General features: G+C 32.5%; 20 protein-coding genes. 9 read left to right on the top strand and 11 right to left on the bottom strand.

Annotation, left to right across the window (positions count from 1 at the left end; genetic code table 11):
• Positions 1-18: 18 nt before the first annotated feature.
• On the top strand, positions 19-4,320 hold the full coding sequence (gene rpoC / locus E5167_RS06765; protein ID WP_136842419.1) for a DNA-directed RNA polymerase subunit beta': 4,302 nt from the start codon (positions 19-21) through the stop codon (positions 4,318-4,320).
• Positions 4,321-4,368: 48 nt separating this feature from the next.
• Entirely contained in the window at positions 4,369-4,686 is a 318-nt protein-coding gene (locus E5167_RS06760; protein ID WP_136842417.1) for a DUF3467 domain-containing protein, read from the top strand.
• 160 nt (positions 4,687-4,846) lie between these two features.
• Here the strand turns inward: E5167_RS06760 and E5167_RS06755 are convergent, their stop codons facing one another.
• Both E5167_RS06755 and E5167_RS06750 read right to left on the bottom strand, forming a co-directional pair.
• A complete protein-coding gene (locus tag E5167_RS06755) occupies positions 4,847-5,080 on the bottom strand; it encodes a (4Fe-4S)-binding protein (protein WP_136842415.1) in 234 nt (77 codons plus the stop codon).
• Positions 5,081-5,255: 175 nt separating this feature from the next.
• Positions 5,256-6,845, bottom strand: a complete 1,590-nt coding sequence (locus tag E5167_RS06750) for a peptide chain release factor 3 (protein WP_136842413.1) — start codon at positions 6,843-6,845, stop codon at positions 5,256-5,258.
• A 125-nt stretch (positions 6,846-6,970) separates the two neighbouring features.
• Between E5167_RS06750 and idi the strand changes: the two genes are divergently transcribed.
• The 4 genes from idi to E5167_RS06730 are packed head-to-tail and all read left to right on the top strand — an operon-like array spanning position 6,971 to position 9,184.
• Complete coding sequence (idi, locus tag E5167_RS06745) at positions 6,971-7,510, top strand: isopentenyl-diphosphate Delta-isomerase (protein ID WP_136842411.1); 540 nt, start codon at positions 6,971-6,973, stop codon at positions 7,508-7,510.
• Positions 7,494-7,904 carry a 6-pyruvoyl trahydropterin synthase family protein gene (locus tag E5167_RS06740; protein ID WP_136842409.1) on the top strand — a complete coding sequence of 137 codons (411 nt, stop codon included), beginning with the start codon at positions 7,494-7,496 and terminating at the stop codon, positions 7,902-7,904. The genes idi and E5167_RS06740 overlap by 17 nt, the downstream gene beginning before the upstream one ends.
• 3 nt (positions 7,905-7,907) lie before the next feature.
• A complete protein-coding gene (locus tag E5167_RS06735) occupies positions 7,908-8,879 on the top strand; it encodes a type I phosphomannose isomerase catalytic subunit (RefSeq protein ID WP_136842407.1) in 972 nt (323 codons plus the stop codon).
• A 38-nt stretch (positions 8,880-8,917) separates the two neighbouring features.
• The gene (locus E5167_RS06730; RefSeq protein WP_136842405.1) at positions 8,918-9,184 is read left to right on the top strand and encodes a hypothetical protein; all 267 of its coding nucleotides are present in this window, start codon (positions 8,918-8,920) and stop codon (positions 9,182-9,184) included.
• 24 nt (positions 9,185-9,208) lie between these two features.
• Here E5167_RS06730 and E5167_RS06725 read toward each other — a convergent pair whose 3' ends face one another.
• From E5167_RS06725 to E5167_RS06695, 8 genes are all read right to left on the bottom strand, one after another.
• Complete coding sequence (locus E5167_RS06725) at positions 9,209-9,913, bottom strand: DUF4369 domain-containing protein (RefSeq protein ID WP_136842403.1); 705 nt, start codon at positions 9,911-9,913, stop codon at positions 9,209-9,211.
• 47 nt (positions 9,914-9,960) lie between these two features.
• On the bottom strand, positions 9,961-11,229 hold the full coding sequence (locus E5167_RS06720; protein ID WP_136842401.1) for a DUF819 family protein: 1,269 nt from the start codon (positions 11,227-11,229) through the stop codon (positions 9,961-9,963).
• A 122-nt stretch (positions 11,230-11,351) separates the two neighbouring features.
• Positions 11,352-13,544 (bottom strand): DUF5916 domain-containing protein, encoded by a 2,193-nt coding sequence (locus tag E5167_RS06715; RefSeq protein WP_136842400.1) that lies wholly within the window; start codon positions 13,542-13,544, stop codon positions 11,352-11,354.
• A gap of 77 nt (positions 13,545-13,621) precedes the next feature.
• Positions 13,622-13,780: an Arc family DNA-binding protein gene (locus E5167_RS06710; protein WP_136842398.1), complete on the bottom strand. Its 159-nt coding sequence runs from the start codon at positions 13,778-13,780 to the stop codon at positions 13,622-13,624.
• Positions 13,781-13,786: 6 nt separating this feature from the next.
• Positions 13,787-14,290, bottom strand: coding sequence for a DUF1648 domain-containing protein (locus E5167_RS06705; RefSeq protein WP_136842396.1), 504 nt, complete (start codon positions 14,288-14,290; stop codon positions 13,787-13,789).
• A complete protein-coding gene (locus tag E5167_RS06700; RefSeq protein ID WP_136842394.1) occupies positions 14,290-14,448 on the bottom strand; it encodes a DUF4177 domain-containing protein in 159 nt (52 codons plus the stop codon). The genes E5167_RS06705 and E5167_RS06700 overlap by 1 nt, the downstream gene beginning before the upstream one ends.
• A 6-nt stretch (positions 14,449-14,454) precedes the next feature.
• On the bottom strand, positions 14,455-14,628 hold the full coding sequence (locus E5167_RS15390) for a hypothetical protein (RefSeq protein ID WP_169301391.1): 174 nt from the start codon (positions 14,626-14,628) through the stop codon (positions 14,455-14,457).
• Position 14,629: 1 nt separating this feature from the next.
• Positions 14,630-15,490, bottom strand: a complete 861-nt coding sequence (locus E5167_RS06695) for an SPFH domain-containing protein (protein ID WP_136842392.1) — start codon at positions 15,488-15,490, stop codon at positions 14,630-14,632.
• 557 nt (positions 15,491-16,047) lie between these two features.
• On the opposite strand from E5167_RS06695, the gene E5167_RS06690 reads away from it, so the two are divergent.
• Entirely contained in the window at positions 16,048-16,719 is a 672-nt protein-coding gene (locus E5167_RS06690) for a M15 family metallopeptidase (RefSeq protein WP_136842390.1), read from the top strand.
• An 8-nt stretch (positions 16,720-16,727) separates the two neighbouring features.
• Here E5167_RS06690 and E5167_RS06685 read toward each other — a convergent pair whose 3' ends face one another.
• Positions 16,728-18,401, bottom strand: a complete 1,674-nt coding sequence (locus E5167_RS06685; RefSeq protein ID WP_136842388.1) for an N-acyl-D-amino-acid deacylase family protein — start codon at positions 18,399-18,401, stop codon at positions 16,728-16,730.
• A gap of 295 nt (positions 18,402-18,696) precedes the next feature.
• On the opposite strand from E5167_RS06685, the gene E5167_RS06680 reads away from it, so the two are divergent.
• Positions 18,697-19,173 (top strand): Hsp20/alpha crystallin family protein, encoded by a 477-nt coding sequence (locus E5167_RS06680; protein ID WP_136842386.1) that lies wholly within the window; start codon positions 18,697-18,699, stop codon positions 19,171-19,173.
• Positions 19,174-19,554: 381 nt separating this feature from the next.
• Positions 19,555-20,043 (top strand): hypothetical protein, encoded by a 489-nt coding sequence (locus E5167_RS06670; RefSeq protein WP_136842382.1) that lies wholly within the window; start codon positions 19,555-19,557, stop codon positions 20,041-20,043.
• Positions 20,044-20,057 lie beyond the last annotated feature (14 nt).

Here is a 20,057-nt window from a genome sequence, read left to right as displayed (position 1 = left end):
TCATTATCACCATATATTATGGCAAGAAAACAAGATAAGAATACAGTACAGAGATTTAATAAAATCTCAATTGGTTTAGCGTCTCCAGAGTCAATCTTGGCTGCATCTCGAGGAGAGGTTTTAAAACCAGAAACTATTAATTATAGAACACATAAACCAGAACGCGATGGTTTATTCTGTGAGCGAATTTTTGGTCCTGTAAAGGATTACGAATGTGCTTGTGGTAAATATAAGCGTATTCGCTACAAAGGTATCGTTTGTGACCGTTGTGGTGTAGAAGTAACCGAAAAGAAAGTACGTCGTGATCGTGTAGGACACATTAATTTAGTGGTTCCTGTGGCTCATATTTGGTATTTCCGTTCGTTACCAAACAAAATAGGATACTTATTAGGATTACCTTCTAAGAAATTAGATATGATAATCTATTACGAGCGTTATGTTGTCATCCAACCTGGAAATGCTAAAAACGCCGAAGGTGAGCCTGTACAAAAAATGGATTTCTTAACAGAAGAAGAATATTTAAATATTCTTGAAACACTTCCACAAGAAAACCAATATTTGGACGATGGAGACCCAGAAAAGTTTATAGCTAAAATGGGTGCAGAATGTTTAATTGAGTTATTATCAAGAATTAATCTTGATGAGCTTTCTTTTGAACTTCGTCATAAAGCAAATACCGAAACATCTAAACAACGTAAAACCGAAGCCCTTAAACGTCTTCAAGTTGTTGAAGCATTTAGAGAAGCTAATGAGAACAGAGAGAATAATCCTGAGTGGATGATCATGAAGGCTGTCCCTGTAATTCCACCAGAATTACGCCCATTAGTGCCATTAGATGGTGGTCGTTTTGCAACGTCCGACTTAAACGATTTATATCGTCGTGTAATTATCCGTAACAACCGTCTTAAAAGATTGGTTGAGATAAAAGCACCAGAAGTAATTTTACGTAATGAAAAACGTATGTTACAAGAATCGGTTGATTCATTATTTGATAACACACGTAAGTCATCAGCTGTAAAAACAGATTCTAACAGACCTTTAAAATCATTATCAGATTCGCTTAAAGGTAAGCAAGGTCGTTTCCGTCAAAACTTACTTGGTAAACGTGTTGATTATTCTGCACGTTCGGTAATTGTTGTTGGACCAGAATTAAAATTATTTGAATGTGGATTGCCTAAAAATATGGCAGCCGAATTATACAAGCCTTTTGTAATTAGAAAGTTAATTGAAAGAGGAATTGTAAAAACGGTAAAATCTGCAAAGAAAATTATAGATAAAAAAGAGCCAGTAGTTTGGGATATCTTGGAAAATGTCCTTAAAGGACATCCAGTATTACTAAACCGTGCTCCTACATTACACAGACTAGGAATTCAAGCATTCCAACCTAAGCTTATAGAAGGTAAAGCAATCCAGTTACACCCATTAGTATGTACGGCATTTAACGCCGATTTTGATGGCGACCAGATGGCTGTACACTTACCATTAGGACCTGAGGCTATTCTTGAGGCGCAATTATTAATGTTAGCATCTCATAATATCTTAAACCCTGCAAATGGTTCTCCTGTAACAGTACCTTCTCAAGATATGGTACTTGGTTTATATTATATGACTAAGTTACGTAAGTCAACTAAAGAGGAAAAAGTTGTTGGTGAAGGATTAACATTTTATTCACCAGAAGAGGTTGTTATTGCTTATAATGAAAAAAGAGCAGATCTTAATGCTTCTATCAAGGTTAGAACTAAAGATTACAATGAAGCAGGCGAATTAGTAAACCAAATTATTGAAACTACTGTTGGTCGTGTTTTATTTAACGATAAAGTTCCTGAAGTAGCTGGGTATATTAATGAGGTATTAACAAAAAAATCTTTAAGAGATATTATTGGTAATATTCTTAAAGTAACTAGTGTACCTGAAACGGCTGCGTTCTTAGATGAAATTAAAACTCTAGGATATAAGTTTGCATTCCAAGGCGGTTTATCATTTAGTTTAGGTGATATTATTATTCCACCAGAAAAGCATACAATGATTGACGCTGCTAATAAGCAAGTGGATGGCATTAGAGCTAACTATAACATGGGACTTATAACAAATAATGAGCGTTATAACCAAGTTATAGATATCTGGACATCGACAAATGCAGAATTGACTGAATTGTCAATGAAGCGTATTCGCGAAGATCAGCAAGGATTCAACTCAGTATTTATGATGCTTGATTCTGGAGCTCGTGGATCTAAAGAACAGATTCGCCAGTTAACAGGAATGCGTGGTTTAATGGCAAAGCCTAAAAAATCTAACGCAGGAGGTGGAGAAATTATTGAAAATCCAATTCTTTCTAACTTTAAAGAAGGTCTTTCAATTTTAGAATACTTTATTTCAACGCATGGTGCTCGTAAAGGTCTTGCCGATACTGCACTTAAAACGGCAGATGCTGGTTACTTAACACGTCGTTTAGTAGATGTGTCTCAGGATGTCATTGTTAATGAAGAAGATTGTGGTACGTTAAGAGGTATTACTGTTGAGCCATTAAAGAAAAATGAAGAAGTTGTTGAAAGCTTAGAAGATAGAATAGTTGGACGTACATCGCTATACGATGTTTACGACCCAATAACTGATGAGCTTTTAGTTGAAGCAGGGGGTCATATTTCTGATGATGTTGCTAAGAAAATTGAAGCTTCTCCAGTTGATGCTGTTGAAGTACGTTCGCCATTAACATGTGAGGCTAAAAAAGGTATTTGTACTAAATGTTACGGTCGTAACCTTGCAACAGGTAAAATGGTTCAACGAGGTGAAGCAGTTGGTGTTGTTGCAGCACAATCTATTGGTGAACCTGGAACGCAGTTAACACTTCGTACATTCCACGTTGGAGGTATTGCAGGTAACATTTCCGAAGAAAATAAGTTAATTGTTAAGTTTGATGGTAAGGCTGAGATTGAAGACTTGAAAACTGTTAAAGGTGAAGATAGCGATGGCAATGAAGTAGATATTGTAATTTCTAGAACATCTGAAATTAAACTTATTGATGAGAAAACAGGCATTACTTTAAGTACTAACAATATTCCTTATGGGTCTTCTATTTTTGTTAAAAATGGACAAAAATTAAAAGCAAACGATGTTGTTTGTCAATGGGATCCTTATAACGGTGTAATTATTTCGGAATTTGCTGGAAAAGTACGTTACGAAAACATTGAGCAAGGTGTTACTTATCAAGTAGAAATAGATGAACAAACTGGTTTCCAAGAAAAAGTAATATCTGAATCTAGAAACAAAAAGTTAATACCAACACTTCATATTGATGATGCTAAAGGAGAAACTATTCGTTCATATAACTTACCAGTTGGAGCTCACTTAATGATTGATGATGGAGATAAAATTAACATTGGTAAAATTTTAGTTAAAATTCCTAGAAAATCTGCTAAAGCTGGTGATATTACAGGTGGTTTACCTCGTGTAACCGAATTATTTGAAGCACGTAATCCTTCTAATCCTGCTGTAGTAAGTGAGATTGATGGTGTAGTGTCTTTCGGAAAAATTAAGCGTGGTAACCGTGAAATTATTGTAGAATCTAAATTAGGTGATATTAAAAAATACTTAGTAAAATTATCAAATCAAATCCTTGTTCAAGAAAATGATTTTGTAAAAGCTGGTATGCCATTATCTGATGGTTCTATAACACCTAACGATATTTTAAATATTAAAGGCCCATCAGCAGTACAACAATATTTGGTAAACGAAGTACAAGAAGTATATCGTTTACAAGGTGTAAAAATTAATGATAAGCACTTTGAGGTTGTTGTAAGACAAATGATGCGTAAGGTAAGAATTCAAGACTCTGGTGATACTATTTTCTTAGAAAACCAATTAATTCATAAATCAGATTTTATAGAAGAAAATGATGAGATTTTTGGTAAGAAAGTGGTAGAAGAAGCTGGAGACTCTGAAAACTTAAAAGCTGGACAAATTATTACGTCTAGAGAATTAAGAGATGAAAACTCATTGTTACGTCGTGAAGATAAGGCTTTAGTTGTTGCTCGTGATGCAAATCCAGCAACTGCAACTCCAATACTTCAAGGTATTACAAGAGCATCACTTCAAACTAAATCATTTATTTCAGCAGCATCTTTCCAGGAAACTACTAAGGTACTGAATGAAGCAGCTGTAAATGGTAAAGTCGATACACTTGAAGGACTTAAAGAAAATGTAATTGTTGGACATAAGATTCCTGCAGGAACAGGACTTAGACACTATGAGAATATTATTGTAGGTTCTAAAGAAGAGTTTGATGAAATGATGCAAGCAAAACAAGAGTTAAATTATAACTAAACATAAAATTCCCGCTCTTGCGGGAATTTTTTTTAATACTATTATATTATGGCAGATAATAAAGAAAAACCAAAGCAAGGTCAAATTAATATTGAGTTGGATGAGAAAATTGCGGAAGGAACCTATTCTAATTTGGCAATAATTAACCATTCGGTTTCTGAATTTGTACTTGATTTTGTAAGTATAATGCCTGGAACTCCTAAAAGTAAGGTGAAATCTAGAATTATTTTAACACCACAACACGCAAAGCGTTTAGTAAAAGCCTTAGGCGATAATGTACAGCGTTTTGAAGCTGCACATGGTGAAATAAAAGATTATGAAAAAACACCTATGCCTTTAAACTTTGGACCAACAGGCCAGGCTTAATACAAATTATTAAAACCATTGGTATTTATTCACTTTTGAGTTTTTGAGAAATATTTTTTGAAAAAAAGCCTATGCCTTTAAACTTTGGATCAACAAGGCAAGCATAAAATTAGTTTCATTAAAAAGCCCTTTGATTTTACAAAGGGCTTTTTTTATAGTATTAACTTACTTTTCTTTTATTATTTGTTGAATATTGTAAAGCGCCAGATGGACACTTTTTTATTTGTTTAATAATTCTTTTAGTTTCAATTCCATCTAAATTTATCCAAGGAATAACAGAAGTTCTAAATACTTCAGATAATTCTTTAGCACATTTTTCGGCATGAATGCACTTGCAAGGTTCAAAAGTTACAGTAATATCTTCATTACTGAAAATGTTATCTTGAGTTTCCATAAGTAGTTCATGTTTGGGGTTATGAATCTATTATTAAATGTAAAAACTAAGGTGCTAAATAGTTATTATTATCGATGAAATGTACAATAATTCCGATTAAAAACAAATGAAAAGTTAATTTTTATGTAAAATACACTTAATTAAACATTCTTATTATTTTATAACTATCTGATATTTAGTTGTATTCGGATGTTAAGTGAAATTTTATGCTTGGATATTTTTGTTGAGTCATTTGCAAAGTAAACATTGAATCTGCCAAAAATACTAGTTGATTTTGTTTGTCTTTAGCTAAAAAGCGTTGTTTTACACGTTTAAACTCTTTAAACTCTTCGTTATTTTTATCTGTAGGTTCAACCCAACATGCTTTATGTACATTTAAGTTTTCGTAAGTGCATTTTGCACCATATTCATGTTCTAATCTGTACTGTATCACTTCGTACTGCAATGCTCCAACTGTACCAATAACTTTTCTTCCGTTTAAATCTAGCGTAAATAATTGGGCAACACCTTCGTCCATAAGCTGGTCAATACCTTTGTGCAATTGTTTGGCTTTTAAAGGATCTGCATTATTGATATACCTAAAATGTTCAGGAGAAAAACTTGGTATGCCTTTATAATTAAGTACTTCTCCTTCAGTTAGAGTGTCTCCTATTTTAAAAGTCCCAGTGTCTTGTAAACCAACAATATCACCTGGATATGAAATATCTACAATTTCTTTTTTCTCTGCAAAAAAAGCATTTGGACTTGAGAATTTTACTTTTTTATTATGTCTAACATGCAGATATGGTTTGTTACGTTCAAAAGTTCCAGATACAATTTTAACAAACGCTAAACGGTTCCTGTGATTAGGATCCATATTAGCGTGAATTTTAAAAACAAAACCTGTAAATTTTGTTTCATCAGGTTTTACTAAACGTTCTTCACTTTGTTTAGGTCTTGGTTTTGGAGCAATCTCAACAAAACAATCTAATAATTCACGAACACCAAAATTATTAAGAGCTGAACCAAAAAACACAGGTTGTAAGTGGCCATTTAAGTATTCATCTTTATCAAATTCAGGATATATACCTTCAACCAATTCAATGTCGTCTCTTAGAGTTTCTGCAGGCTTTTCACCTACTAGTTTTGTTAGCTCTTGAGAAGCTAAATCTGAAATCTCGATAGTTTCTTCAATATTTTTTCTACTGTCTCCACTAAAAAGATTAACGTTCTTTTCCCATAGATTATAAATCCCTTTAAAATCGTAACCCATACCAATTGGGAAACTCATAGGAGTAACAGTTAAACCCAATTTTTGTTCTACTTCATCTAATAAATCAAATGCATCCTTTCCTTCACGATCTAGTTTATTAATAAACACAATCATAGGTATATTACGCATTCTACAAACTTCAACAAGCTTTTCAGTCTGTTCCTCAACCCCTTTTGCAACATCAATTACAACAATAACACTATCTACTGCTGTAAGTGTTCTAAACGTGTCTTCAGCAAAATCCTTATGTCCAGGTGTATCAAGAATATTAATTTTTATGCCATCATATTCAAAAGCTAACACAGAGGTTGCCACCGAAATACCACGTTGACGCTCAATTTCCATAAAGTCACTGGTTGCACCTTTTTTAATTTTATTACTTTTTACAGCTCCAGCTTCTTGTATAGCACCACCAAAAAGCAATAGTTTTTCGGTTAGTGTTGTTTTACCAGCATCTGGATGCGAAATAATACCAAAGGTTCGTCTGCGTTCTATCTCTTTTAAAAAACTCATATACTTTCTTGCTATTGGGTTGCAAAGATAGGATTATTAGACCTAATAAATATAATTGATGTCATTCGTTTTTAAATCTAAGTTTTGGTTGCTGATTTTATAAAATATCTTGGTATTTTTACATTATGAAAGAGGAACAAGTCATTCTAGTAAACGAAAACGATGAGCAAATAGGTTTAATGCCTAAAATGGAAGCTCATGAAAAGGCTTTGTTGCATCGTGCATTTTCGGTTTTCATTTTTAATAATAAAAATGAATTAATGCTGCAACAGCGTGCATTGAGTAAATATCATTCTCCAGGATTATGGACTAACACTTGCTGTAGTCACCAACGTGAGGGCGAAAGTAATATAGATGCAGGAAAGCGTCGTTTGCAAGAAGAAATGGGCTTTGTTACCGAGTTAAAAGAAACGACCTCATTTATTTATAAAGCACCTTTTGATAATGGGTTGACTGAACATGAATTAGACCACATTATGGTTGGCCATTATAACGATAAGCCAAGTATAAATAAAGACGAAGTTGAATCCTGGAAATGGATGAACTTAGACGATGTAAAAGTAGATATGGTCATGCATCCAGAACATTATACTGCTTGGTTTAAAATAATTTTTGATAAATTCTACGAACACATAAATTTGGTTGACAATGAAGGTAACAGTTAGTAGAAAAGCACATTTTAATGCTGCTCATAGGTTGTATAGAAAAGATTGGAGTCATGAAAAAAACGACGAAGTTTTTGGAAAGTGTAACAATCCGAACTTTCATGGTCACAACTATGAATTAATTGTGAGTGTGACTGGAGATATTGATCAAGAAACAGGATATGTAATTGACATGAAAGTGTTAAAAGATATTATTAAAGAAGAAGTTGAAGATGCTTTTGATCATAAAAACCTAAATATTGAAGTTCCAGAGTTTAAAGACTTAAATCCAACAGCTGAAAATATTGTTGTGGTTATTTATAATAAAATTAAACCAAAACTCAAGGCATCTTTTGATTTGGAAATTACACTCTACGAAACTCCTCGTAATTTCGTAACCTATCCAGGAAACTAATTCATGAAAAATCATTTATATCCACTTAAGTTTCATCCAATTTTAAAAGAAAAAATTTGGGGAGGAACTAAACTTAAAACTATTCTTAATAAGCATAATAACTCACCAAATATTGGTGAAAGTTGGGAGATTAGTGATGTTGATGATGATACGTCTATAGTGTCTAATGGTGAGCTAAAAGGTGCTACTCTTAAACAATTGCTATCTACTTACCAAGAAGAACTTATTGGCAAAAAGAACTTTGATGTTTTTGGTGAAAAATTTCCATTACTCATTAAATTCATTGATGCTAAAGAAGATTTGTCTATCCAGCTTCATCCAAATGACGAATTAGCTAGAAAACGTCATAATTCTTTTGGGAAAACCGAGATGTGGTATGTAATGCAAGCAGATGAAGACTCTAATTTAATAGTTGGTTTTAATAAAAAAATAACGCCAGATGTTTATCTAAAACATTTAGAAAATAAAACACTTACTAAAATTTTAAATTTTGAACATGCCAACGAAGGCGATACCTATTTTATTGAAGTTGGACGTGTACATGCCATTGGAGCAGGAGTGATGCTGGCTGAAATACAACAAACAAGTGATATTACCTATCGTGTGTATGATTGGGATAGGAAAGACGATCAAGGCAATGAGCGAGAGCTACATAACGATTTAGCAATTGATGCTATCGATTTTGATATGGATGATGATTTTAAAGTGCTATATTCAACGCAAGAAAATCAATCAAACAAGATGATCTGTTGCCCTTATTTCACAACAAATTTTTTACATCTAACTCACACTATCCAAAAAAAGAATTCGTATGATTCATTTATCATTTATATATGTGTAGAAGGCGAGGTAAGTATTAATGTTGAAGGATTTTATGAAATAATCAAGAAAGGAGAAACTATTTTAATTCCAGCTGCTTTAAAGCAGTTTAAATTAGATTCAAACAATGCTAAACTTTTAGAGGTTTATATTTAAAATTCCGTAATTTTGCTGAAATTAATTTTATTACAAAAATGGCAAACGTTAGAAATTTAAAAAAGGATATAAATTACGTTTTAGGTGACATAATTGAAGCAGTATATGTATGGGAATATACCAATACTGATAAAGACACAAAAAAGAGCGAAGCAATTATTGATGAGGCTATTGAAACCTTTGACGAGTTAATTGAAAAAGTAAATGATAAAAGTGTAGAAAATAAAAAGGCACACTTTAAAAGCATTAACCAAGAGCTTGAAGATAGAGGAAGAGCTCTAATTGAAAAGATAAATAAACTTTAATAAAAAGGCGCTTTAAGCGCCTTTTTATTTGTTTTCTTCTTCCTTACGTTTTTTAATGTATGTTTCTAGCTCTATTCCATATTTAGAACCGGCAATCTGTTTTGGAAGCGATTTATAAATAGTATCTAAATAGGTGATGTTGGCATCATAAATTTCAGATAAAGCAATATAAGGAGCAACTTCATTATTCTTGTTATTAATAGCAAAATTTATCGCGTACAAATATTTACGTTTAATTAAACTGTTAATTTCTTTTTCTTTAGTGTTTACTTTAGTTGTATCTCCACTCACTTGTGCTTCTAGCTGTGCTTTAATAATATCTAAATTTTTATTATTAAATTGAGTCATCATCTTTTTAAATTCAGCATACTTCTCTTGTTGTTGAGACCCTTTAATGGTATGCTTAAACGGAAAATCTTTTAATGTTGCATGTATTTCGGTAGTACCTTTATCTGCAAAAAAAGCAATTCTAGAATCTTCAGAGCTATTTTTATCTAACATTAATAGGAGTACTTCTGGTTCTTCAAGGTTACTTTGCAAAGTAAATGGTTGTTCACCATTTATAACCATTGAATCTAATACTACCAAAGACGAATCTTTTAATTGCTGAAGATAAACGGTTCCTTTTTTTAAACCTTTAATCGATCCTGTAACTGTTAAATCGGCTTCTTTTTTACCGCAAGAAATAATAGTAATAAGTAATACTAATAAAAATGTGAGCTTTTTCATGTACAAAAATTTATGTCGGCAAATATCTTATAATAATTTATTATATGCTAACCTGCAGCAGCGATTTTCATTAATTCTGCACAGAGTATTGCACCATAGGTGCCTACCACATAGCCAAAAACTGCTAGCAATGCACCAACTGTAGCTAGAGAAGGATGGAAAGCTGCGGCTACTACTGGAGCTGAAGCAGCACCTCCAACATTAGCTTGACTACCCACAGCTAAAAAGAAATAAGGCGCTTTAATAAGTTTAGCGACAAGTATTAATAGTCCAGCATGTATAGCCATCCAAACTAAACCAATTAAAATTAGACCAGGGTTTTCAAAAATCTTACCTAAATCCATTTTCATGCCGATAGTAGCAACAAGAATGTATATAAAAACACTCCCTATTTTACTAGCACCAGCACCTTCATAGTTTTTTGCTTTAGTAAAAGATAATAAAATACCAATTAATGTAGCGATACTTATTAACCAAAAGAAACTACTACCAAATGATGATAATGCACTTTTTGGATTGCTTACAGCTTCGAAGTTTTCGTTTAAAAATGTTGAAATTTTTTCTGATCCAAAGTGTGCAATGCCAACAGCTGTAAAAGCAAAAGTAAGAATGATGATTAAATCGTTTAATGAAGGGTTTCTAGTAATTTTATCAGTAAAAGTTTGAACTTTATTTTGTAATTCATCTATTGCTGTGTTGTCAGCCTTCAACCACTTATCAATTTTTTTCCGTTTGCCAATTCCAAGTAAAATTACAGCCATCCAAATGTTAGCAACCACAATGTCAACTAATACCATACCTCCGTAAAGTGTTTGGTCATATTCATAAATTTCTAACATAGCAGCTTGATTAGCACCACCACCAATCCAACTTCCAGCTAAAGTAGCTAAACCTCTCCAAACAGCTTCAAAACCAGAGCCTCCAACAGTTTCTGGTGAAAAAGTAGATATTAATAAAATAGCCAATGGGCCTCCTATAACAATACCTATTGTTCCAGTAAAAAACATAATTAATGCCTTCCACCCTAAATTAAAGATTGCTTTTAAATCAATACTAATGGTGAGTAGTACTAATGATGCAGGTAGTAAATAGCGACTGGCTACAAAGTAGGTTTGAGTTAATTCAGCGGAAATTAATCCTAAAGAATTAAATATTGCAGGAATCATATAGCACATCAATAAACCTGGAACAATTCTGTAAAATTTATTCCAAAACCCTGTTTTTTTTGCTTCAGTGTAAAAAACAAAACCTAATGAAAGCATTAATAGTCCAAATACTATGGCGTCGTTAGTAAAAAGAGGTGAAGTGTTTTCCATGTATAGTTAGTTTTAAGTGACGTAAAATAAGAAAATAAAATGTTCTTTAGGGTTTGTGTTAAATAAAAAAGCATCATTTTAAAATTGAAAAATGATGCTTTTTAAGGTTGATTGTAAAATAATTATATATTAATCCAGTAGGTTAGCTTTACGTTGAAAGATCTAACTCGAGGCGCAAAAACATTATCTGTAAAATAATTATCGTTATAAACTACAAATAAATCTGATAAAGGCGCAAAACGCCATTGTAAACGCGTATTTATACTAAAATTGTCTCTTTGACTACTGTATTGTATAAAGGTGGCCCAAAACAAGTTTTTATTAAAAGTAACATCAAATTTAGGGCCAATTAGCCAAATAGATGCGTCAGGATAAGGGTTTGGTAAATTTATTTTGTCATAATTTATTTGTACTGAAGTTAAAAAATAAGGTTGTAATCGCCATGATAACATTCCTCCAATAGAATATTTTTTTCCATTATAAAATTGTCCAAATGAAGGACTTATGTTATATGAAAGTGCTTTACGTTGATCTGATCTGTAACTAGCTTCAAAACTTGTATAGTAGTAGTCTTCATTTCCAGGGAGTGGTGTGCCATCATCTGTTCTGGTAGGATCAAAACTATCATAAAGATGCGTAAATCTATTATACATCTGAAATTCTATGTTTGAAGTGTTTTTTAGTTCGGCATTCCAACTAGTTACGATTGTATGATCTGATTTTTCAAAATCTAGTTCTGGTCTCCATAAAAAGAAAGGCATCACAGATAAACTATGTTTTTGTATTACTCCAGTTTTTGGCCAAAACACACGTTCAACTCTGGGGCTTATTTTAAATACATCTGTTCTTCTAATAAAACCTAGATCTGACCTAAAGTTATCACCTACATACACAGCACCAAAGCGAAAGTTCCAGTTTCTACTATTATATTCTGTAGTGGCACCTGATGAAAGATCTTTTCCACTAGTATCTGGTGAAAATGATTTATGAAAAAAGTATTTACCTATCCATGTATTATCTTCGGAAGCTAAGCGGTAATCAATTCCAAAAACGCGGTTGTATCTATCTTCGTTGGCCAGAAAATCATAATCTTTGGTCGCTTGCTTATTAATAAACATGAAGCTAATATTTGAGCGACTAAATAGTTTATGTTGCGCAGTGATTACGGCATTATTTGTTGCAGGAATTTCATTTGCTAAATCTTCGGCTGTTTGCATGTTTAAAATTCCTAGGCGAAGATTATTGCTTACTTTTCCGCTCAATCTAGCACCAGCGATGATATCATTTTCAATACTATTATCATCAGCGTCTTTAGCAATGCCAATGCGCCTTGAAAAGAAAGGATTGGCATCTCTGTCGTTACCAAAATCTGCAAATAAGTCGCTATTCTCAATAAAAAATTGTCGTCTTTCTGGAAGTGAGACTTCAAATCTAGTTAAGTTGGTAACCTGTTGATCGACCTCTACCTGCGAAAAATCTGGGTTAACGGTAAGATCTAAATTCATACTATTGCCAATAGTCATTTTTGCATCGCCACCATATTTAAAATCTTCAGTTGTCGAGCCATTTTCATAATCTTTTCCAACCAAACCATTTACATATGGAATGATAGAAATGGGTGTTTTTGAATTTCCTAAGGGTTTTTCGAAAATCATATCTCCCATATAGGCTAAGCTAAAAATAGGTTGATTTTGAGGTATTTGCATCCAAGTATTACGTTCGTTAGCTTGAGTATCAAAATGATAACTATTAAAACGCCATTTAGTTTCTCCTTCTCTATATTTAAAAGCAGAAAACGGAATGATCCACTCAACTATATAGTAATTATCGTGTACAACAGTCTCGCTTCGCCATTTGGTATCCCAAGCTGTGTTAAATCCTCTCAGCTCATTACCACCACCAGATAATAGTATTTCACGTTGAACACCTGCTGGATTTGTGCCGAATATAAAAGCATTGGTACCATCATTAAATGTATCGAACATTAAGGTGATATTGTCACTACCACCAGCTCTAAAATCTCTACGCAGTGAAGGGATTACAAAGTTATTTGAAGGCGCATTGACTTTCATACCAATGTAAAGATTGGTGTCATCAAAAAGCATTTTAATATCAGCTTGTTGTGTTGCTTGTAAAGAATCGGTAGGAAAGTATTGCCAAAAATTAGTGGCAGATTCTGCTTCACTCCAAACAGATTCATCTAAATTTCCATCAAGAATGATAGGGGAGTCTATATATTTTACAACGAATGATTTGTTTTGGCTATACCCAATAAAAAATGAGAATAGAGCCAATAATAAAAAAGTATTTTTCAATGTAAGCTAGGTTGGTTGGTGTAAAATTAAAAGAATAATCTCTAATACTATTACAATTGAAAAATTTTAAGATTGTTTTAAGATTTTTTTGGTTCTCGTTTGGCATCTTTAAGGCTTTGCATAAGCATCCATTCTATTTGTCCATTGGTGCTTCTAAATTCATCAGCAGCCCATTTCTCAATAGCTTTTAACATATCTTCATTTACTCGCAATGCGAAAGCTTTTTTCTTCGCCATGTTACTTTATTTATTCAATTTTCTCATATACACAAAAATTACAATAGGTAGAAAAATACTAATACCAATAACTAATGGCACAAACCAAGAGCCAAGATTGAATTGTTTGCCAAAAGCAGATGCTACTATCATATACGTTATATATGTCATTAGCAAAGCACAAAGAAAGTTTACTACTCTTACTATGCGAGTGCTGAATTTGTAATTTTTTAACGCATTTTCCTCGGTAATATTTACCATGTAATTATGCATATGAGGATATTTGTTTAAGATAAACAAACCAATATACATTACAGTTGCAATAATTGGGATAATCCAAACAGTTTGTTTGCCTCCAAAACCATCTGGTTCTCCAGCTTCATTAAAATGAGTGGCTATAGTGTCAGGTAATTCAAAATAATTCACAATGGTATAACTCCACATTAAAATCAGTAACGTAATTGCTATAATTTCAATTATTATATCTACCGTTTCAAAAGGTACTTTTATGCGAGGTCTTTTGGTGTTCATCACCTGTTTTTATTACGTTCAAAAACTATAAAATAAGCACTTTGAGCAACATGAGATACTACCCAACCTTCACGTGCATATTGATTTAGGGTGTCTTCTAACTTTTGATTCCTGTTTTTAAACCCTAATTTAACCGATACAACTTTATACTCTTTCATAATTTATTAAATATCTTGTTTAACATAAAATACAGCTATTAAAATACCAATTATTAGGCCTAACATAGATCCGAACACAATTCCTAATGCAATGTTGTTTAGTACAACTCCAAATGTTGTTCCTATACTTGAACCTAATGCGCTGCCTATTGCAATGCTATATGTTTGCCTTTTATTCATCTTAATGGTTTAAAGTGCCTGTGTTTAAAACAGGCGACGCATCTTTATCACCACAAAGTATTACCATTAGGTTACTTACCATAGCAGCTTTACGTTCTTCGTCTAAATCCACAATCTCTTTTTTACCTAGTTCTTCCAAAGCCATTTCTACCATGCTAACAGCACCTTCAACAATTTTATGTCTTGCAGCAACAATAGCAGTTGCTTGTTGACGTTTTAGCATTGCATTTGCAATTTCTTGAGCATAAGCCAAGTATCCTATTCTTGCTTCGAGTACTTCAATACCAGCAATAGATAGTCGCTCGTCTATTTCCTTTTCTAAGGCTTCGCTTACTTCATTTACGCTTGAGCGTAAGGTAATATCTTCTTGATGTCCTTCGTCTGCAAAGTTATCGTAAGGATACATGCTTGCTAGTTTACGTACGGCAGCATCGGTTTGTACACGAACAAAGTTTTCAAAATTATCTACATCAAAAGCTGCTTTATAGGTGTTTTGTACTCGCCAAACTAAAATTGTACTAATCATAACAGGGTTACCTAGTTTGTCGTTTACTTTTAAACGCTCACTATCAAAGTTACTGGCTCTTAATGATATTTTCTTTTTAGTATAGAATGGATTAACCCAATAAAATCCATTTTTCTTTACTGTACCCACATATTTTCCAAAAAGCAGTAATACCCTTGAATTATTTGGCTGCACCATAATAAATCCTGGAGCAATAATTATAGCTGTTAAAACAGCAAAAGCAAACCATGGATTTCTCAAAGTAATTATTGACACGATACCTCCAATAAATAAAATTAAAAACACAAACAGCATTAGGTAGCCATTAGCTGGGACAATAATTTTCTCTTCTTTCATGATATTAAATATTAGTTGATATTAAAATGATATCATAAAGATATAAAAATAAATTGTAATCTCAAAATTATTTTAAACTAGAGAGCTAATTTTGTTTTTGGCATGGTAGTTGATTTATATTAAGTGTAATTATTTACAACTATACTTTTAAGTAGTAATAATTATATTTTTGGTTGGTTAGTGGTAAAAAAGCATCTTTATTAATAGAGGTGCTTTTTTCCGTTTATCATGTAATATATTCCTCTTTTTGATATTAGATATATATAGTATTTTGTCGTTAAAACAGGTATTTTAATCGGTAAATGTTAAAAAAAAGTGTATTTCATCGAATAAATAATGTTTTTAAACGGTAATTTCAATATTAATTTTACATTTGGTGTGTACTAAAATTTAGTTTTTAGTTCAATGGATTAATTAATTAATATTTGCGTTATGTAATAGAATTAGAGACCCTAAATCTATCTTCGTAATAAAAAGCAAATAAGAAAGCCGAGGTTGAGGGACCTCGGCTTTTGTTTTATATTATTGTTTAACTTAGTAACGTTAATTTATATATTATGAAACGATTTTTTTATGTCCTGTTAATCTGTTACACTTGGTCATGTACTTCCCAAAATAATTTACCAGAAGGCTTTGGTTATGTGCATCACACTATTCCCGATATTCAATTAGAGTTACGCTATTTTGGAAGCGATAATTTTATAGGTAAACCTATTGATGGTTACCATAAGAATGTGGCTATCATGACTACTGATGCAATAAATGCTCTTAAAAGGGTACAGGACGAATTAAAGCAATATAATTTATCGATTAAAATATTTGACGGTTATAGACCGCAAACTGCTGTAAATCACTTTGTACATTGGGCAAAACAATTAAATGATACAGTTAATAAACAGAAATTTTATCCAAAAGTAAAAAAAGAACATCTTTTTGAAGAAGGCTATATATCATCTAAATCAGGGCATACTAGAGGTAGTACAATTGATATGACTTTGGTAGATTTAAATTCTGGAGAAGAGTTGGATATGGGAAGTCCCTGGGACTTTTTTGGGCCAGAGTCTTGGGTTGCTAATTTAGATCTCACTTTCCAACAAAGAGCCAATAGAATGCTATTACAAACTGTTATGCGAAAACATGGATTTAAATATTACACCAAAGAATGGTGGCACTTTACATTGCAAAATGAACCGTTTCCGGATACTTATTTCGATTTTCCTATAGAGTAATATTATTTCTATTTTTTATAACCAGGACCTCTCACTACTTGTCCTGGTAAAGCTCCAGTGTGTTCACCATCTTTCAACACTTGTTCACCATTTACAAATACATGCACCATTCCTGTAGATAATTGATGAGGTTCAGCAAATGTTGCGTGATCTTGAATTGTTGAAGGATCGAATATTGCTAAATCTGCAAAGTAGCCTTCTGCTAAACTTCCTCTTTTCTTTATTTTTAAATTTGAAGCAGGTAAGGAGGTTAGTTTTCTAATAGCGTCTTCTAAAGGGATTACTTTTTCATCTCTAACATATTTACCAAGTACTCTAGCAAAATTACCGTAAGCTCTAGGATGTGGATTTGAGTTTAAAAATAATCCTTCTGGTGCGATTGAACCTGCATCACTTCCAAAACTCATATATGGTAATGCTATTTGTTTTTTTACATTTTCTTCACTCATTAAAAAATAAACAGTACCTACACGACTACCATCAGCAATAACTAAATCCATGGCTGTTTCTTCAGGGTTTTTACCATGTATTTTAGCAACTTCAGCTAATGTTTTTCCTGTATAATGTCTTAAGCTATCGTTGCTAAAGCCAACTAATAATAAGTTTTCTGGAGATCCAGCTGCATACATTAAATTTTCCCATTCATCCGTTGGTGTGGTCATTTCTTTATACACACGTTTTCTTATGTCTGGGTCTTTTAAACGCTCAGCCCATTTTGTATAACCTCCTTCTTGAACCCATGGTGGCATTGAGGCGTCTAAACCTGTTGCTCCAGCTGTATAGGTGTACATGTCTGTTGTAATATGCAAACCTGCTGCTCTGGCTGAATCAATTTTTTTAACCACAGCGTCAAATTTATTCCAGTTGTCTTTTCCTGCCATTTTTAGATGGTAAATTTCGGCTCTTATATCTGCCTCGTCAGCAATTCTAATAAGTTCGTCCATACTTTCCAACAAGCGGTTACCTTCACTACGCATGTGTGAAATATACATACCATCGTACTCTGATGCGACTTTACAAAGTTCAATCAATTCTTCAGTTGAAGAATAAAACGCAGGAGCATAAATTAGTGACGAGCCAACACCAAGGGCTCCATCCTCCATGGCTTTTCTTACCATGTTTTTCATTGATGCCATTTCCTCATCAGTTGGAGGTCTATCTTCATAACCAATATGGTTTACACGAACTGTAGTAGCGCCTATAAAGGATGCTACATTTGTTGAAACACCACGTTTTACCAAAGATTGTAAGTATTCATCTAACGTATTCCAATCAATATCGAATTTTAAATCACCTTGATTTTCTTGCCATTGTTTTTTTTGTTTTTCTGTGAGTGGCCCCATTGAACTACCCTCTCCAAATACTTCAAGTGTTACACCTTGACGAATATCGCTTTGCGATTTACCATCAGCAATTAACGATTCGGTTGCCCAAGAGAGCATGTTTATAAATCCAGGTGCAACTACTAAGCCTGTTGCGTCAATTTCTAAGTTTCCTTTAGCATTTTTTAAATCGCCTATGGCAGCAATAGTATCGGCATTTATGCCAACATTGCCAACGTAAGTTGGATTTCCTGAGCCATCAGCAATGGTGCCGTTTTTTATTAAAATATCATATGTAGTAGGAGAGGAGCAACTTGATACTATAATTGCGAGCAGCAACAACGGTTTAAATATTTTCATTTTAATTATGGTTGGTTATTGAAGTATTAAAGTTATTAAAAATTAGAGTTAAGTTGAGAATAGATTCCTGATTTTATACAATACGTTTATTAGTCAAGCAAAAAATCTTAAATGTCATATTGACATTTTAAGATGAAAATTTGTTAAAACATTTTAAAAAAGAAGACTAAATTTTTTAAAAATTTCTTAAAAAAATGCGTTTTCATTTGTTTTGGTATTTTGTTTGTGCATATCATATCGAAATCGATTATAGATTTCAAATTTGAAATAATGTTTAATTTAAAATTTTGTAATTATGAACAATTTAGTTAATGTTTCTAAAAACGGAAGTTTATCAAACACTAATTCAAATGTAAGCTTCCCGAGTTGGTCAAATTGGTTAGATGATATTTTTAACAGAGACTTACCATCTGTATTTACTTCAAACTTCAATACAGGTATGTCCTTGCCAAAAGTAAATATAAAGGAAACAGCCGATGCTTATATTGTAGATATGGCTGTTCCTGGTCTTAAAAAATCAGACTTTCATTTAAACTTAGACAATCAAGCACTCTCCATTTCAACAGAGTTAAAGGAGGAAAAAGAGCACGAAGAGGAAAATTATACTCGTAGGGAGTTTGGTTACTCCTCGTTTAAAAGAACGTTTACCTTACCAGAAAGTGTAAACGAAGATAAGATTGATGCAAAGTACAAGGATGGAATTTTAAGTATTTATTTACCAAAAAAAGAAGAGGCTAAACAGAAGCCTGCAAGAACCATTAAAATTTCATAATTGTTTCTTCACTAAACTTTGTAAAAGTAGTTAAGTGGAGACTGACTTTTAGGTCTCCACTTAATCACTAAATTAAATACTTAATAATTTGATGTTAATATGCCTAAAAAATTTAAACCTGGAGATTGGGTGAAAATAAAGGGAAATTTAGAAAGCCCAAAAATGGAAGTCCTCAAATATATTTCAAAGAAAAATTCATTAGGCTTGATAAGTAACGACAATTATTTACAATGTGTTTGGTATAAAAATGGAAAAAGATATTCTGGGGTATTCCATCAAAATAACTTAATAAAATTCATAAAAACAGGAGGACTATATAATACGTAATGAGTTCATTATATAGGTTAAATATCAAAGTGTATAATTTAAAATATGAGAGCAATGAAAAAGTATATTTTATTAATGATGGTGGCTATGTTAAGCGTGAGCTGTAGTGGTCAAAATAGTAAAGACACAAAAGAAAACACAAAAGAAAAACAAGAATCTACAGTTAAGCTACCTAAAGGAGATTGGAAAGTTAATAAAGAATTTGATGAAAACGGAAATTTAATTCGATACGATAGTATCTATTCGTGGTCTTCCAACGATAAATTAAATGACTTATCATTAATGGATAAAGATAGTTTGTTAAAAACATTTGAGTCTAAATTTTTAGAAAATTTCTCTCAATTTGAAAACCAAGGGTTTGAAGATATTTTTTCACGAGATTCACTTTTTAGCAAGCAGTTTTTTAACGATGACTTTTTTGGAAGTAGTTTTGGCAAAGACTTTATGGATATAGATAAAATAAGACAGCAAATGATTGCAAGACAGAAAAAATTTTTAGAAAAATACCAATCTGAATTTATTAAACCGAAGGAAGATAATTAAAAAAACCGCTTCGA

The sequence above is a fragment of the Pontimicrobium aquaticum genome, from assembly GCF_005047595.1.
Classification (GTDB): domain Bacteria; phylum Bacteroidota; class Bacteroidia; order Flavobacteriales; family Flavobacteriaceae; genus Pontimicrobium; species Pontimicrobium aquaticum.
This window is presented reverse-complemented; position numbering and strand designations above follow the sequence as displayed.

Coding starts and splice junctions, on each gene's coding strand:
- rpoC (WP_136842419.1), top strand. CDS start 19: ATGGCAAGAAAACAAGATAAGAATACAGTACAGAGATTTAATAAAATC.
- E5167_RS06760 (WP_136842417.1), top strand. CDS start 4,369: ATGGCAGATAATAAAGAAAAACCAAAGCAAGGTCAAATTAATATTGAG.
- E5167_RS06755 (WP_136842415.1), bottom strand. CDS start 5,080: ATGGAAACTCAAGATAACATTTTCAGTAATGAAGATATTACTGTAACT.
- E5167_RS06750 (WP_136842413.1), bottom strand. CDS start 6,845: ATGAGTTTTTTAAAAGAGATAGAACGCAGACGAACCTTTGGTATTATT.
- idi (WP_136842411.1), top strand. CDS start 6,971: ATGAAAGAGGAACAAGTCATTCTAGTAAACGAAAACGATGAGCAAATA.
- E5167_RS06740 (WP_136842409.1), top strand. CDS start 7,494: ATGAAGGTAACAGTTAGTAGAAAAGCACATTTTAATGCTGCTCATAGG.
- E5167_RS06735 (WP_136842407.1), top strand. CDS start 7,908: ATGAAAAATCATTTATATCCACTTAAGTTTCATCCAATTTTAAAAGAA.
- E5167_RS06730 (WP_136842405.1), top strand. CDS start 8,918: ATGGCAAACGTTAGAAATTTAAAAAAGGATATAAATTACGTTTTAGGT.
- E5167_RS06725 (WP_136842403.1), bottom strand. CDS start 9,913: ATGAAAAAGCTCACATTTTTATTAGTATTACTTATTACTATTATTTCT.
- E5167_RS06720 (WP_136842401.1), bottom strand. CDS start 11,229: ATGGAAAACACTTCACCTCTTTTTACTAACGACGCCATAGTATTTGGA.
- E5167_RS06710 (WP_136842398.1), bottom strand. CDS start 13,780: ATGGCGAAGAAAAAAGCTTTCGCATTGCGAGTAAATGAAGATATGTTA.
- E5167_RS06705 (WP_136842396.1), bottom strand. CDS start 14,290: ATGAACACCAAAAGACCTCGCATAAAAGTACCTTTTGAAACGGTAGAT.
- E5167_RS06700 (WP_136842394.1), bottom strand. CDS start 14,448: ATGAAAGAGTATAAAGTTGTATCGGTTAAATTAGGGTTTAAAAACAGG.
- E5167_RS15390 (WP_169301391.1), bottom strand. CDS start 14,628: ATGAATAAAAGGCAAACATATAGCATTGCAATAGGCAGCGCATTAGGT.
- E5167_RS06695 (WP_136842392.1), bottom strand. CDS start 15,490: ATGAAAGAAGAGAAAATTATTGTCCCAGCTAATGGCTACCTAATGCTG.
- E5167_RS06690 (WP_136842390.1), top strand. CDS start 16,048: ATGAAACGATTTTTTTATGTCCTGTTAATCTGTTACACTTGGTCATGT.
- E5167_RS06685 (WP_136842388.1), bottom strand. CDS start 18,401: ATGAAAATATTTAAACCGTTGTTGCTGCTCGCAATTATAGTATCAAGT.
- E5167_RS06680 (WP_136842386.1), top strand. CDS start 18,697: ATGAACAATTTAGTTAATGTTTCTAAAAACGGAAGTTTATCAAACACT.
- E5167_RS06670 (WP_136842382.1), top strand. CDS start 19,555: ATGAAAAAGTATATTTTATTAATGATGGTGGCTATGTTAAGCGTGAGC.